Annotated in this window: 14 protein-coding genes; 2 read left to right on the forward strand and 12 right to left on the reverse strand. The window is 36.1% G+C overall.

Going from position 1 to position 14,829, the window contains the following annotated elements; genetic code table 11:
• Window positions 1-69: 69 nt before the first annotated feature.
• Entirely contained in the window at window positions 70-1,437 is a 1,368-nt protein-coding gene (locus EIH20_RS07410; RefSeq protein ID WP_124059291.1) for an esterase-like activity of phytase family protein, read from the reverse strand.
• A gap of 216 nt (window positions 1,438-1,653) precedes the next feature.
• Window positions 1,654-4,548, reverse strand: a complete 2,895-nt coding sequence (locus EIH20_RS07415) for a DEAD/DEAH box helicase (protein ID WP_124059293.1) — start codon at window positions 4,546-4,548, stop codon at window positions 1,654-1,656.
• A gap of 78 nt (window positions 4,549-4,626) precedes the next feature.
• Here EIH20_RS07415 and EIH20_RS07420 point away from each other — a divergent pair, with 78 nt between their 5' ends.
• Window positions 4,627-5,019 (forward strand): (deoxy)nucleoside triphosphate pyrophosphohydrolase, encoded by a 393-nt coding sequence (locus EIH20_RS07420; protein ID WP_124059296.1) that lies wholly within the window; start codon window positions 4,627-4,629, stop codon window positions 5,017-5,019.
• Between the two features lie 177 nt (window positions 5,020-5,196).
• Here EIH20_RS07420 and uxuA read toward each other — a convergent pair whose 3' ends face one another.
• From uxuA to EIH20_RS07460, 8 genes are read right to left on the reverse strand one after another with little or no spacing between them, the layout of a single operon-like run.
• A complete protein-coding gene (gene uxuA / locus EIH20_RS07425) occupies window positions 5,197-6,261 on the reverse strand; it encodes a mannonate dehydratase (protein ID WP_124059319.1) in 1,065 nt (354 codons plus the stop codon).
• A gap of 20 nt (window positions 6,262-6,281) precedes the next feature.
• Window positions 6,282-7,394, reverse strand: a complete 1,113-nt coding sequence (locus EIH20_RS07430; protein ID WP_124059298.1) for an iron-containing alcohol dehydrogenase family protein — start codon at window positions 7,392-7,394, stop codon at window positions 6,282-6,284.
• 13 nt (window positions 7,395-7,407) lie between these two features.
• Window positions 7,408-7,857: a PTS sugar transporter subunit IIA gene (locus EIH20_RS07435; protein ID WP_124059300.1), complete on the reverse strand. Its 450-nt coding sequence runs from the start codon at window positions 7,855-7,857 to the stop codon at window positions 7,408-7,410.
• Window positions 7,854-8,732, reverse strand: coding sequence for a hypothetical protein (locus EIH20_RS07440; RefSeq protein ID WP_124059302.1), 879 nt, complete (start codon window positions 8,730-8,732; stop codon window positions 7,854-7,856). The genes EIH20_RS07435 and EIH20_RS07440 overlap by 4 nt, the downstream gene beginning before the upstream one ends.
• 12 nt (window positions 8,733-8,744) lie before the next feature.
• A complete protein-coding gene (locus EIH20_RS07445) occupies window positions 8,745-9,248 on the reverse strand; it encodes a PTS sugar transporter subunit IIB (RefSeq protein ID WP_124059304.1) in 504 nt (167 codons plus the stop codon).
• Between the two features lie 16 nt (window positions 9,249-9,264).
• A complete protein-coding gene (locus EIH20_RS07450) occupies window positions 9,265-10,119 on the reverse strand; it encodes a PTS system mannose/fructose/sorbose family transporter subunit IID (RefSeq protein WP_124059306.1) in 855 nt (284 codons plus the stop codon).
• Between the two features lie 19 nt (window positions 10,120-10,138).
• A complete protein-coding gene (locus tag EIH20_RS07455) occupies window positions 10,139-10,954 on the reverse strand; it encodes a PTS mannose/fructose/sorbose/N-acetylgalactosamine transporter subunit IIC (protein ID WP_124059308.1) in 816 nt (271 codons plus the stop codon).
• A 26-nt stretch (window positions 10,955-10,980) separates the two neighbouring features.
• Complete coding sequence (locus EIH20_RS07460) at window positions 10,981-11,979, reverse strand: D-isomer specific 2-hydroxyacid dehydrogenase family protein (protein ID WP_124059310.1); 999 nt, start codon at window positions 11,977-11,979, stop codon at window positions 10,981-10,983.
• Window positions 11,980-12,189: 210 nt separating this feature from the next.
• Here EIH20_RS07460 and EIH20_RS07465 point away from each other — a divergent pair, with 210 nt between their 5' ends.
• The gene (locus tag EIH20_RS07465; protein ID WP_124059312.1) at window positions 12,190-13,056 is read left to right on the forward strand and encodes a MurR/RpiR family transcriptional regulator; all 867 of its coding nucleotides are present in this window, start codon (window positions 12,190-12,192) and stop codon (window positions 13,054-13,056) included.
• A gap of 103 nt (window positions 13,057-13,159) precedes the next feature.
• Here the strand turns inward: EIH20_RS07465 and EIH20_RS07470 are convergent, their stop codons facing one another.
• Both EIH20_RS07470 and EIH20_RS07475 read right to left on the reverse strand, forming a co-directional pair.
• Window positions 13,160-13,789 carry a bifunctional 4-hydroxy-2-oxoglutarate aldolase/2-dehydro-3-deoxy-phosphogluconate aldolase gene (locus EIH20_RS07470; RefSeq protein ID WP_124059321.1) on the reverse strand — a complete coding sequence of 210 codons (630 nt, stop codon included), beginning with the start codon at window positions 13,787-13,789 and terminating at the stop codon, window positions 13,160-13,162.
• Between the two features lie 24 nt (window positions 13,790-13,813).
• The gene (locus tag EIH20_RS07475; RefSeq protein ID WP_124059314.1) at window positions 13,814-14,482 is read right to left on the reverse strand and encodes an HAD family hydrolase; all 669 of its coding nucleotides are present in this window, start codon (window positions 14,480-14,482) and stop codon (window positions 13,814-13,816) included.
• Window positions 14,483-14,829: the final 347 nt, after the last annotated feature.

Here is a 14,829-nt window from a genome sequence, read left to right on the forward strand (position 1 = left end):
AAAAAACCGTCTAGTTGCTCACAGGCACACTAGACGGTATGAGGATCTTGATTCACTTAGATTCTTCTATTATTTAATGACTTGGTCGAATTCAATTGTCCAAACTTGAGATTTCTCATCGTTAGCTTCCATACTAATTTCTGGTTTCACATCTTTGACCTTGTATGAAAAAGTCTTATCTTCTGGCTTGTACGTATAGTCGGTAATGTCTGGATCTTTTAAAGACTCGTCTTTAGTTACCGTTTTGATACCGAAGTCATTATCATTGACTACAATAAGGGTCTTGTTGTCATTGAATAAGGCTAAACCTTCTGCCTTCTCAGCTGTCCATCCTTCTTTACGAAGGTCTACTAACTCAGTTTTAGTACCCATGGTAATATCACCAAGATCTTCAACTTTCTCAACGAATTCTAACTCTTTATCGTCTACCTTCTTATCGGTTAAATCAGTCGCTTTCTCAGTATCGAATAAGAAGACTTTATTCATCATCTCGCCTTGAGCATCTTTACCTTGCTCGATGACTAGGAACTTCGTATCTGAAACAGCAAAGATATCCCCAATTTTGCAATCTTTGATTTTCTTATAGTCATCTTTATTAACTGGATAAGCAAACATACGAACCTTCTCAGTTTGAGGATCATACTCTACCACACGAGTAAACATCGCTGTTTTAGAGGTTTCTCCCTCAACATCTAACACACTTTGAACAGTTGCGACAACTTTACCACTTGGCGTAATGGTTAAACCTTCAAAACCACGGTTAGGAATCCGTTGGGCTAAGATTTCAGGCAAGCCTTTACCCGGAGCCAATTGCTTAATTTGCTTACCATCTTTATCGAATTGGGTCATAAATGGTCCATATTCATCACAGATCCAGAAATTACCATCTTTATCAACCGCAATTCCTTCTGTATCCATACCATGTTCATCGTAGCCTAAATCGTTTAGTTCTTCATCAAGCGCGACTTCGTTAGAAGAACCTACTTTACCTGGTTCAATCGGTTTACCTGTAATATTCTTACCCTCTTTATCTTGCAAAGGAATCGTTTGGGTCACTGTCGCTTTACCATCTTTTAACGAGATCAAACCAATTTCAGGGGTGAAATCTGGACTTGGGAAAATTTTACTGGTTAAGACATCGTCTTCACCTTTTTCATAATTTGGCGCATCAAGGTTAGGACCACGGTCAGTTAAGCCCCAAAATTCTGGGTTGCCATCTTTGTCCAAACCTTTAAAGGTAATAGCTGAACCGAAGCCCGTTACAAAACCATCTTTAAATTGTTCTGTCTTACCTTTATAAGGAACATACATATCCTGGCCGACTTCAACATCAAAGTGTTTCACGTCTTTAATCTTAACGTCTTGGGCATGTACGACTGTTTGGCCAGCAACCAAGGCTAAAAGCAAGGCGCTAGATGCAAAAGTTGATAATTTCATTTATTACACTCCTTTATCTGTCAATAAAACCAGTATAAAGCGGATTCATTAATTCTCAGTAAATTCAATGTAAAAATAATGTAAAGCAATATAATCTGAATTTTTTTCATATAAAAAAGAGCAAAAGAATGCACCAAATTCTTTTGCTCTAGTTATCTTATTTCAGCTAAATAATTTATTTGTGATCTTCACAATACAGTCTTATTCCAAATTTATTTAAGCTTCCACTAAATAGTGGTATAAATCATATGTCATAGGATGACTTAATTTTAGATCCATCGTGACAACGGAAACCGGTTGCCCCTTGTCAAACATCTGACTATTCTGAGCAGAATCTGGGACTAAACTTACAGGGCCTAAATAATAGAAGTCACGTCCCTCTCCATCTTCTTTCTTGACAAACAGGTGAATTTGATTCCCATTTGTTTGATGATTAACAATTTCCACAACTTCTTTTGATTCTAGATGTCGTCTACTCCGTGTATACCAATGAAAAATCTGTTCATTAATGAACTCATCTCCATACTGAGTCGATTGCGAAATATCTTCTCGCTTATGATAGGTAACAAATATTGGAGTCGTTCCATGCTTGGTCTTGTAACCGTACATCGTTGACGACTCGTCTCGTTCCCAACCCAACAGGCGACAAGCATCTTTACGCGAATATTTCTGTCCAATTTCAATCTGGTCCTGCTGATAACCCGCTCGATATCTTTTAGATCGCAGTAACCCAGCCTGCAAACAATCATCAAACAGCACAGCAAAGGCTGGTATTGTTAAACAGTTTAGTAGCTCTGGAGATAAATAATAGTCTTCATGATTCATTAGCAAAATTTCTTGACCGTATTTAAGTTGGTCAGCTTCTTTGAAAAAGCTTAAGCTGACAAAATTTTCAACAGCGTTTTGAATCTTGTCATCAACGTATAAACCGTCTACCTGTAAATCATGCCAGAATTTTTGCCGGTTCAAATGTCCACCACACGCTTTTAATTGCTGCAACAATAAGATATCATGGGGTCTTTTGCCTTCAAGTAATTCTTTAGCTAAAAATGTTAACACTTTATCACCATAGTCTTGTTCAAACTGGTAATCTGTTATCCCGAATTTACTTAAGAGTTGTCCATAATGGCCATACCCTTTTTCAAAGAATACGACTGGATCTAAACTATTTTGTTGCATATAATCCGTCAAAAGAGGAACACGACCAAGGCGATTAGCTAGCTCATGATAAGCCTCACGATAAATCTGCAAGTTGGTTAAATTTGCTCGGTTAATCGAATCAAAAATTTGTTTACTGGCAATTTCTTCAAAGTTAATGGTAGTTAAACCCATTAATTGGTTACGATTGACTAATTCGCGCCGGTAATTATCCTTGTTCATTGACTGATCGCCAAACAAGGCCACCGGAATTAAATAGTTATTTCGGTAATTTCCAATAAAATCAATGATTGTCACAAAATCCTTGCTCGGATGTTTTCTAAGACCTCGACCTAGCTGCTGCACAAAAATAATGCTAGATTCTGTATTCCGTAACAAGACAACCTGATTAATACTCGGAATATCAATTCCTTCATTAAAAATATCCACTGTCAAAATATAATCTAGCTTGCCTGTTTCTAACTCATTCACCCTTTGCTGACGAACTAATTGACTATCATCTCCTGTTAAGGCTATTGTTCGGTATCCATAGCCATTCAACTGGTGTGATATTTCTTTGGCTTCAGCCTTATTCGCGCAAAAAATCAAGCCTTTCACTTGGTCTCCCGCGTGGCCATAATAAGTGACTTTATCCAAAATATGTTGCACCCGGGCATGTGAGGTTAAATCAGCAAAAGAAGTCTCCTCGTCAACGGCATGACCATCAACTAAAATATCCGTCACGCCAAAATATAGAAATGGACACAACATTTCTTCTTTTAACGCATCTTGTAAACGAATCTCGTATGCCACCTGATAATCAAATAATTCATAAATATTTTGGCCGTCAGTCCGTTCGGGGGTAGCTGTCATACCTAAGATAAAGTTTGGTTTAAAGTAATTCATTACTTTCTGATAAGTCGGAGCTCCCGCCTTATGAACTTCATCAATTAAAATATAATCAAACCAAGTTGGATCAATTTTGTTGAGGTTTTCCATACGTGAAAGAGATTGAATAGTAGCAAAAACATAGCGATAGGAAGAAAGATCCTGTCCTGACCGATAAATACATGCTTCCTCATCTCTAAACCCAATGACCTTTTGGTAGTCCGCTTTTGCTTTAGCTAGAATCTGTTCGCGGTGAACAATGAAAATAAAGCGGTTTGGACGGTAGGATCGAACATCAAAGGCGGACAGATAGGTCTTACCTGTTCCCGTTGCAGATATAACGAGAGCTTTCTTAGCCCCTTGTTTCCGTAGCTGCGCAATCCCTTTAAGGGCTTCCCTTTGCATCCTATTGGGTTGGATTTGGCGCTGATATTCAACTTGCTTTTCTTGTAATATATCTTTGCTAAAAACAGTTGGTTTAAATATTTGCTTAGCATATTGCTCTATGAGAATCGGATCTAACAAATCGGACTGTTCCCAGATTTGATTGAAAGCAGCTTGAGCTCGCTGAATAAAGTCCCCATCTTGAGCAGAAGATAATTTTATATTCCATTCATAATTCAGCTTCAAGGCATTATGTGTTAGATTGGATGAACCAATAATAATAGCCTTTTCTAATCCGTGATCAAACAAATAGAGTTTGGCATGACTATTCAATTCTGCCTTAGTCATTCGGACTTGAATATTGGGTAGTTTTAATAACTCTGTTAACGCTTTGGGAGAATTAAAGCCTAGATAGGGTGAAATTAATATTCTTCCTTGACCGCCTCGACGAGCAAAATCTAGTATCTGAGACTTAATCATCGCGATACCCGCTTCTGTCACGAATGCTACATTCCAACAAAAAGTATTGGCTTTTTTCAGTTCATTCTGAATATCTGTTAATACTGTTTGACCCGTTGCTCCATCATTCAGTAATAGCTTAGGAGCATAACCCGTGTGTTGATATTGTATATTATGTATAAATCCATATTTAATCGAATCCTCGAGGTAGGATAAATATTCAGCCGTCGTTTCCTTTTCCATTTTAACCCCCACCAATCTTATGATAAGATCATTATAATGAATCGTTATATAAGATTATAGATCCTGGAGATGAAAAATATGATTAAAGAAATCCATGTTGTGGCCGCGGCAATAATAAATGACCAAGGACAAATCCTCTGCTGCCAGCGTGGCCCTGGACGGGCTTTAGCTAATCTGTGGGAATTTCCCGGCGGCAAAATTGAAAAAGGAGAAGATGCTCCATCAGCCTTAATCCGCGAAATAAAGGAAGAACTCCATGCCGAACTCACTATTCATTCCTACTTAGGGGAAAACTCACATATTTATGACTTCGGTAGAGTCACAATGCAAGTTTATTTAGCCAGCCTCGCTCAAGATTATTTTCAATTAACTGAACACATTCAAGCTAAATGGATTGATAAAGATGGGTTGATGAATCTTGACTGGGCTCCAGTTGATATCCCCTTCGCTGAACGACTGAGCCAAAAATAAGAATGATAATTTTAAAAAAGGAAATAATTTAATCCGTAAATATCTTTTTCAGCATACAAAAAATATGGCAAACCCCTGCTAAAGACTATTTCCAAATCATCTCTGGATTAGATCTTTCAACATTGGTTTGCCCTTTTTAATTTTCAATTTTATTTATAAATTAGTGTTTATAGCACATTAATGCTTAGCCTTTTCGACTGCTTCTTCAAGACCTTGCAAATAGGTAATGCCCATAGCCCTATCGTATAGTCCATAACCTGGACGCGCTACTTCACCCCAAATTGTTCGACCGTGATCAGGTCGAGCTATACCATCAAAGCCAATTTCATCTAATGCTTTAACAATTTCATACATATCTAAAGATCCTTCACTACTTAAATGAGCAGACTCTAGGAAGTGACGATGACCTAAAATCTTCACATTTCGTAAATGTGCAAAATGGATTTTCCCTTTCAAGGCATGAATCATATCCACTAAGTCATTTTCTGGATTCGCTCCATATGATCCAGTACAGAAAGTCACACCATTACATGGTGAATCAACTGCATTTACAATTTTAAGAATATCTTCTTTATTTTTAGTAATGCGTGGATATTCAAACATATCAAACGGTGGATCATCCGGATGAATCGCCATCTTAACTCCTACTTCTTCACACACAGGAATAACTCTTTCAAGGAAGTATTTAAGATTATCAAATAATTTATCCTCTGTAATCCCTTCATACATTGCTTCTAATTCATTAAAGCGTTCTAACCGACCTGGCTCCCAACCGGATAATTGAAATCCTGACGTTTGACCTGAAATCAAACCATACATTTGTTTTGGTTCAATTTGTTGAACAACTGCATCGTCATATTCCAAAGTAAATGACCCATCTGGCAATTGATAGTTTAAGTTGGTTTTTGCCCAACCGAAAATAGGTTTAAAACTATAACAAATAACCCCAACACCGCATTTACCAAGATTCCGTACAGTTTCTTTATAGTTCTCAATATAAATATCACGGTCTGAAGTCCCAGCCTTTATCGAATCATGAACTGAAACACTTTCAATTCCAGCTAATTTCATACCTTTTGCTTCTACTTCTTGTTGAAGTCCTTTTATCTCGTCAATCGTCCAAATATCACCTGGCAATTTCCCAACTAAAGTTCCAACAACACCATACATATTAGGAATTTGACGAATTTTGTCCAAACTAACAGGATCATCCTGCCCATACCATCTAAACGTCCATTTCATCATGTGGACTCACCTCTCTATTAAACAATATACTTTGTTAAATAACTTTCTAAATCAACATAAACTCGCTTCAAAATTGCTTCATTAATTTCTAAGGGTAGTAAGTGAATTTTTTCTTTAGCATTCATTATTGTCACTATTTCTTCCATTTGATTATCTTCAAAGGGATATACGCCCATTTGAGTCAAAGACAAAGGTAAGTCTAAAGCTTTATAAAATGGAATCAATCGATCAATTTCACTCCATTTTCCTTCTAAAGCTAATTGATAGAAAGTCCCATACGCCACTTTCTCACCATGCAAATAATCATGAAGCCCTGGTAATACAGCTGAAAGTGCATCATGAACTGTATGAGCAGCTGTATTGCGGGCATATTTACCTGCTAACCCGCCAACCAAACCAGAGATAACAATAACTACTTCAGAAACATTGATGAATGCACTGGTTACTTGCCCATTTTTCATATCTTCAACGGCAGCTAAAGAATCATTCAAAATTGCATCTTGGCAAATTTTCGCTGCAAAACGTCCCATCTGAATCAAGGGAGCATCCTTTATTTCTATTTGGGAAGTGACCAGATCGGATTCATACCATTTCACCAGAGTATCCGCGATGCCTGCAATGAAGTAGCGAACCGGGGAATCCACAACCAAATAAGGATCTGTAATCAAGAATGCTGCATTATGATTTTGATGTGCAGAACGACCTTCAGCCATACCATTTTCCTTATACATAACTGACAGAGCAGCCCAAGGAGCACAATTGCTCGCAAGAGTTGGAACCACTCCAAATGGAGTCATAGTATAAGATGACGCTAACATGGTCAAATCACACATTTTCCCTCCGCCAACGCCAATAACAAAATCTATTGCTTTGTCTTTAATAAGTTTAGAAATCCTCTCAGCTTCATCAAATGAACATTCGCCATTGTATTGTTCTAAAATAAACTCAAAATCAGTTGAACTCAAAACTTTCTCAAAGAACTTTTGAGCTTTATGCCAGGAAACTGTTCCATGGATTACCAGCACTCGTTTAGCATGATATTCTCTCAACATCTTCGGAATAGTATCAATTGCACCTTCATCATAGTGATAATATTGAGGCCCTGGTTTAATAATTAATTCTTTCATTATTGATTACTCCTTTCTAGAAGTCATCATCCTCCACATCTGTTGACTCTTCCAATTGGGAAACATTCCACGTGCCCATGCTAGTTGCACCTTGCTGCATGATAGACTGAACGGCAATTGAAATATCCGTGTTTAATAAGCGATGATTTACAGCTTCTAATACCATCGGCAGATTTACTCCACCTAAAATATAAACCTCCGCTTTTTTTGTTTCTGGAAGGCGACTAATTGCCATTATTGTCTGATTATATGGGCTGGCACTGACTAAATCTGTAAACACAATAACGCCTTGTCCTTCATCTACTGATTCTATGGCTACTTTTATATCTTGACCTAAGGATTCAACAGATTGACCATTTACCAAATTGCAAGTAACAATTTGATCCGATAAGCCAACAATAGTATTGACCGCATCTTTCATGCCATCACTCATTTTCCCATGAGTAGCAATTACAATTCCAATCATTTTTCATCCTCCTTTGTAAATAATTTAGTTAAAAGATTCAAGTTATTTTGATTCAAGTTAGTATCTTTCAACATTGATTGACTAAGTCTGATAGTTTGGCCTTCGGCTTGACCTGCCATCACCCTTATTAATCCGTGTTGATATTGATGAATTGCCTCATCCAAAACTTGTAATCTCCCATTCGTTTCTACATACAGCGGAGCATTCGCTCCAACTGAATCAAAGTGCACAATCTTTGCTCTTCTCTGAGTCGAAATAAGTAAACTCTGTAAACCATGCTCATTTGTTACACCATTATCTAAAAATGCAAATGCTATATGGCTGCTTTTATTTAAGGAAATAAAATTTAATAACCATAAAAGACTCGATGTATTGCGAATAAGCGTATACCGTGAAGGAATTCCTGTTGCCAATTTACCAATTAACCACGTAATTCCAAAATAACTTGTGGCCATTATTCCCCATGTATACCATAAGTGTTCATCACGACTCATATATGGAATGGCTATTTTTAGTGTAAATACTACTCCTATTAATATAAGCCCCAAACTACTAATGAAATTCAAAACCAATGTTTGTCTGGATTGTTTGGCTCGGTTCATAAAGAAATACGGACCTAAATGATAGTGTGGAGTATCATAATAAGTCGCATAAATTACAGAAGCGTTTTTGACATCTCCCACATATATGTTACGACTCAAAACCCCATTTGAATCAACATTTCTGGCTTCAACTATGCGAATATCAGACCGTATTTGTTGCAAATCAATCAACAAACTGTGAATAAATCTTGCTTTTTGCTGATCTGTCTGTCGTTTTCTACAAATGTGTCCGTATCGTAAAAACCAGTCTGCTTGATACTCATTTAAGTCCATTTCAATCACCTGCTATAAATTAAACATTGATAACACTGAGTCTAGTCCTGTTTTCTCTGCAGATGGTGTCGCTTGAAAATAAATATTAACTACACCATAATTTTCTTTCATATCTTTTAATTTACGAGCATCTGCCTCATTTAGATAGACCGTCTTCGTTACCTGTTTATCTTCATCAGTTTTACGAGCTATACCACCTAAGTTCAATTCTTTTACTGGAATGCCATGTTTAACTAGCTCATAGATTGTTTCTACATTTTTACTAATTAGAATGGCAGAATAATCCTTGAATTGATATTCATCCCAATAAAATTTAGCTTTATCTGTCGACATGACAATTGTTTTTTGACCTGTGCGGCCACCAGCACTCTTATACAAATCTTTCATGAATTTATCTTTAGCTACGACATCATCCACCACAAAAATCGAATTTACTCCCGATCTTTGTGACAGAGTGATCATTACTTGTCCATGAATTAAGCGCTCGTCAACCCGAGCTAAATTAATTTCTCCCATTCTAACTCCTACTTTCTTATAATATTCCGATTGCTGCAAGCACAACTAGTACTCCTGTTAACCAGAGCATAGCCTTCATGACATTTAATCCATGTTTCTTATAGAACCAATAAACACCCATAACCGTTAATAGAGGAATAATCCCTGGTATAATCTTGTCCAAAATTTCTTGCATGACAAATTCTTTTCCGGAAATTGTAAAGGCTAAACTTGAACTAAGTTTAATATAATTACCTGCTAAAACACCCATCATATACAAACCAAGTACGGATAAAAATTCAATTACTTTTTTAATACTTGAATCAGCCATCAAACTTGTTGCATTCCGGCCCATTTTGAAAGCTTGACGTGAAAAGAATAATCCCACAGCCAATTGATACAACGCAAAAGCAATAAATGGGAAGAGTGCACCTAAAGCAGACCCTTGTTGAGCCCAAGGCACCGCTATTGCAATAAAGATATATTGAACTGTTCCTGAGTCAATTGCATCTCCAATTCCAGCTAAAGCTCCCATAAGACCTGCTTTGGTATTGTACATCAAATCATCAGACATGGTAATTTCTTCACCATTCACTTCTTGTTGAGCGCGAGCTTGTTCCATTGATGACATTAAACCAGTAATAACGCCACCACCCCAAGTCAACTGAGTATTAAAGAATAGAAGTTGACGTTTATATGCTGCTTTTAATGCTTCATCAGACTTATACAATTTTCTCAAAATTGGTGTCATTGCATATAGTAATGAGGGAGCTAAGTAACGATCAAATGAATGTGGAATCTCATTAGCAAAGTGCCATCTTAAATATGCTTTTGTCACATCTTTTTGAGTAATTTCTTCCGGTAAATATGTAGTGTTTTTTACTTCAGTCATGCTTTTCTCCTCCTATCTATTAAAAATCATCATCGTCATCATCATTTAGTGTATTTGCACTAGCTGACGCAACAGTAGGTGCCTGTTTTAATAACACATAAATTCCTGCAAAAATTGCCCCTAGAACAGCATAAGTAACCATCGTTACTTCAAGTGGTTTAAAGATAACCGATAAGAAGTAGGCAAGAAAGAAAAAGACAAGCAGGTCTTTACGACCGATAACATAGATTGTTGTAGCAATCCCGATAGCTGCTAATCCACCACCTAAGACTTCTAGTATATGAATAAAGACAGTACCTTCTAAACCTTTAATAAAATCAGCAACGACTGGAGCACCCCAGTATAGTGCAACGAAGACTAATGGAACAAAGAGCACAAATGAAGTAATGGTTGGAATCCAGATAACTGAGCGACCAATTGCCTTATGATCAAGATTTTCAACCGCTTTATCAATCATTCGCCCTGTAAAAGTGTTTAAGAAGAAACGGAATTGATATAAATATGATCCTAAAAGACCAACTGGTACCGCCACTGCAATAGCCGCCTCAGGCTTCATATTCCCAAGCAAAGCAACTGGTACTGCGATAGCGGCAGCAATGGCTGGTTCTTGTGGCATTGTTCCCCCAGGTGAGAAAACTCCCATATAAATCAATTGCAAAGCAGCTGTTATTTTCATAGCTTCTACTACATCACCCATCACGATACCGCAAATTAAACCTGTCATTAATGGAGAAAAACGTAAAGTTAAAGTCGCTCCTCCTCCTAACCATCTAGACATAACTGCTGCAGTCCATAAGGCAATTAACAAACTTTGAGTCATAGTTAATGTTTGCATGTTTTTTCCTCCTTATCTATAAATAATTATTTTATGAAGCAACTCTCTGCTTGAATTGAACGAACTGGCAATTTCCCTTGTGCCATATCCTCAATATCTTGAACACATTTATCACCCATCGCTTCAAGGCATTCCATTGTATAGGCAGCCGTATGAGGGGTCATTATAACATTGTCGAAACTTAAATATGGATGATCTTTTGAACCCGGTTCAGATTCTAAGACATCTGTAGCGTAACCAGCAATTTTCCCACTCTCTAATGCTGTGATGATAGCTTCTTCGTCAACCAAAGCTCCACGCGCACTATTCGAGATATAAACATGATTCTTCATTTGTGAGATTGCCTTTTGATCAATCATGTGATACGAATCTTTTGTCAAATTAGCTGTTAAGCATATAACATCCGACTGATTTAATAATTCTTCAAAAGACACTTTTTCAGCACCAAACTGAGCCATGTCTAAACTACTTTTGTTTGGATCGTAACTGATGACCCTACAGCGGAAGCCATAGCGTAAAGTCTGTGCTACACATGAACCCGTATTTCCAATACCAATGATTCCAACAGTTTTATTATATAAACTGTGTCCAACAAAACATGCTCGATCACTCCACTTATCTTCCTTAACACGAGCTGTTGATTGACTGACTTTACGCATAACATTCAATAAGTTCGTGATATTCTGTTCAGCAACAGCATCTCGTTCCACTAAAGCAGGAATGATAGAAACAATGGTATTATGTTTTCTTGCGGCTTCTAAATCGATATTATTAAAACCAATACCGTGGCGAGAGATTATTTTTAATTCGTCTTTATGTTCAAAAAACTCTTGAGTAAAGAAAGGTGTTACACTCGAAATGATCATATTATAGCCGTTTAAAGCTTCAGCTAAGTCCTTTCCTGGAATATCTTGATCAAAACGGAAATGATTCACCTCTCCAATTTTTTTTAATTGGGAAATATGATGTGGAAAAATTTTTCCAAAACTACTAGAATTGACAATTGCGATTTTATTCTTTGTCATTACATCACCCTCTAACTTGTATTATTCTATGACTCTTTCGATGATCATTTCATAGAATCTTCATCCTCTTCTCCTTTCTTTATCCTTCCACCAAAGAATACCATTAAAATATTTTTTAGTAAAGGCTTTCAAAAAAGAATTTTTTTCAAAAATCATTTATTTTTAGAGCTGAAAGCGTTATACTGTATTTTAAAAGGAGGGATTTACCAGATGAAAAATGCTTATTTACGCAATCTAATTAAGCAACATAAATCAAAATTCTCATCTTCAGAACAAAATTTAGCTGATTATTTTCTTTCATTAAACGAAAAGGACCTAATCAATAAGACTATATCCGAACTTTCAGTTGAATCTGGAATATCCCAAACAACCATTTTTAACTTTGTTAAAAAATTAGGTTTTACAGGTTTTCAGAAATTTAAAATTGAATTGGCAAGTAATTCTGACGCGCAAACGCAACATCAAAATACAATCTCAGCATTTTCTGATATAACTAGTCAAGATTCTTCATGGGATGTTGCGCAAAAAATTATTCATTTTAACCAAGAGTCATTAGCTAATTTAATTAATTCTTTAGATAAGCAAACTTTAGAAGGTACACTTCAACTTTTGGATCAATCTAAATCAATTCATTTTTTTGGTCAAGGCGGATCCTCTGTTGTTGCTTTTGATGCTTATCACAAGTTTATTAGATCTCAGTATTACTGCAACTATATTGCGGATTATCACATCCAACTCTCATATGCAACAAAATTAGGCCCGCATGATTGCGCCTTCCTCTTTTCACACACCGGTGATACACAAGAAACTTTACAACTAGCTAAAATATTGAAGGAAACAGGTTGCAAAATTATTTCTTTAACCGGAAACCCAACGAGTCATTTAATAGACTACTCAGATGAAACATTTATAATCTTTTCAGAAGAATCAAAATTTCGTACCGAAAGTTTAACTTCTCGAATTCTGTATCTTACAGTTATGGATATAATTTATACAATTATTATGTATAGAAATGAGGAGCAAAGCTCTCAATCTTTAGAAAGAATTAGGTCAGCATTAAAAATCACCCGTCTTTAAATTGTTTTCCGTCACTAATTATCTATTTAGACACACAAATACCCGATTATTCTTATCTTCAAGAAATAATCGGGTATTTTTTATGATTATGTGGCTCTTTTAACTATCCTAATAGATTCTTTAATTCTGCCAAATGTTTACTAGCAGTCATCCCCTTATCCTGGGATACCAATTTTTCTGAAATAATAAATGAACCTCCTACAGCCAAAATTGAAGGATGATTTAAAATGTCTCTACAATTGTCTGCTGAAACACCACCGGTAGGTAAAAATTTCATCTTAGGAAACGGTCCGCTCAAAGCCTTAATAGCATCTAATCCTCCATAAACATCTGCTGGGAAAAATTTAACAGCTTTAAGTCCTAATTTCATAGCCAAAATAATTTCGGTTGGTGTTACTGCCCCAGGAATAACTAAAACATTTTCCTTTTGGCAAAAACGAACAACCTCTTCATCAATTCCCGGCATTACTACAAACTTTGCTCCATTATTCACTGCATCTTTAGCAGTGGTTAAATCGCAAACTGTCCCAGCACCTACAATCAGTCTGCCTGACTGTGCTAACTGATTAATCGCTTTGCTTGCCAAATCACTACGATATGTAACTTCGATAAAATGAAATCCATTTTGTAACAAACTCTCTTCTACATCGGTTAAAACTTCAAGATTTGTTGCAGTATAAAGCGGTAATAATTTTTCACTCGAAAGTTGTTCTAATAAAGTGTCGGTATTCATCATAATTCTCCTTCTAATTGTTTATTATTCTGTTTTCAAATAACGTTTCAATTCATTAAAATCTTGAAAAACACCAAAAACATTTTGATATTTTTTTTGACCAACTTGTTCAAAACTAGAATCTGGAATTACAGCGACAGTAATGCCCGCTCGAAAAGCAGAAGTAATCCCTGACTCGCTATCTTCGATTGCTAAGGACCGATTCTTTGAACAAGACAAATCAACTAGCGTTTTCAAATAAATATCGGGCGCTGGTTTTAGGTGACTAACCTGATTTCCAAAATTTACTACATCGAAATAGGACTTAATGCCAAATTTTTCAAGAATAGGACATGCTCGATCAGCATAAGTTGATGTTGCTAAACCTATTTTTTTATCATGTTGCTTTAAGTATTCCAACAGTTCAATCAAATAAGGTTTCATTTCAACTTGCCCTTGTCTCAATAGATTAAAAAAATAGTCTTGTCGATGCTGACGTAAAATAGGAATTAATTCAGGCTTCCTTGTCACTCTATTTATCGCTTTTGATGTAGCTTCAGCACTTAAACCCGACCAAGATTTAATTTCACAGTCTGCTATTGGAACATCATATTTTTTAAACGCATCACGCCATCCTAAAAAATAAGCATACTCCGAATCTGCTATAGTCCCGTCCATATCGAAAATTACAGCATCAAATTGATCAATTTTCAATGTTTGTCCCCTCCCAATCTGTTGAGTTCCAAACCTTGATGCAATGACAGAATAAATATATTTATAAATTTTATCACAAGTTAGAAGGTACTCACATTATACCTATTTATTTAACAATTGACAAAATAAGTTACTAAAATAAAAAAAGACCATACTAAAAATGTAGTGCACCCCTAAAGTTGAACCTTAAAATTCAACTTTAGGGGTGTTTATTTTGAATAAAAAACATGAATTAGCCTTTAAATTAAAACTTATCAATGAATACAGGGAAGAAAAACTCGGGTATAAATTAATATGCAAAAAGTATAATGTTAATACAAGTTTATTAAAAACATGGATTTACCAAT

The organism is Vaginisenegalia massiliensis (assembly GCF_900604935.1).
Taxonomy (GTDB): domain Bacteria; phylum Bacillota; class Bacilli; order Lactobacillales; family Aerococcaceae; genus Vaginisenegalia; species Vaginisenegalia massiliensis.

What these genes read in the sequence shown, in the direction of transcription:
- EIH20_RS07410 (WP_124059291.1), bottom strand. Translation starts at nt 1,437, where the DNA reads ATGAAATTATCAACTTTTGCATCTAGCGCCTTGCTTTTAGCCTTGGTT.
- EIH20_RS07415 (WP_124059293.1), bottom strand. Translation starts at nt 4,548, where the DNA reads ATGGAAAAGGAAACGACGGCTGAATATTTATCCTACCTCGAGGATTCG.
- EIH20_RS07420 (WP_124059296.1), top strand. Translation starts at nt 4,627, where the DNA reads ATGATTAAAGAAATCCATGTTGTGGCCGCGGCAATAATAAATGACCAA.
- uxuA (WP_124059319.1), bottom strand. Translation starts at nt 6,261, where the DNA reads ATGAAATGGACGTTTAGATGGTATGGGCAGGATGATCCTGTTAGTTTG.
- EIH20_RS07435 (WP_124059300.1), bottom strand. Translation starts at nt 7,857, where the DNA reads ATGATTGGAATTGTAATTGCTACTCATGGGAAAATGAGTGATGGCATG.
- EIH20_RS07440 (WP_124059302.1), bottom strand. Translation starts at nt 8,732, where the DNA reads ATGGACTTAAATGAGTATCAAGCAGACTGGTTTTTACGATACGGACAC.
- EIH20_RS07445 (WP_124059304.1), bottom strand. Translation starts at nt 9,248, where the DNA reads ATGGGAGAAATTAATTTAGCTCGGGTTGACGAGCGCTTAATTCATGGA.
- EIH20_RS07450 (WP_124059306.1), bottom strand. Translation starts at nt 10,119, where the DNA reads ATGACTGAAGTAAAAAACACTACATATTTACCGGAAGAAATTACTCAA.
- EIH20_RS07455 (WP_124059308.1), bottom strand. Translation starts at nt 10,954, where the DNA reads ATGCAAACATTAACTATGACTCAAAGTTTGTTAATTGCCTTATGGACT.
- EIH20_RS07460 (WP_124059310.1), bottom strand. Translation starts at nt 11,979, where the DNA reads ATGACAAAGAATAAAATCGCAATTGTCAATTCTAGTAGTTTTGGAAAA.
- EIH20_RS07465 (WP_124059312.1), top strand. Translation starts at nt 12,190, where the DNA reads ATGAAAAATGCTTATTTACGCAATCTAATTAAGCAACATAAATCAAAA.
- EIH20_RS07470 (WP_124059321.1), bottom strand. Translation starts at nt 13,789, where the DNA reads ATGAATACCGACACTTTATTAGAACAACTTTCGAGTGAAAAATTATTA.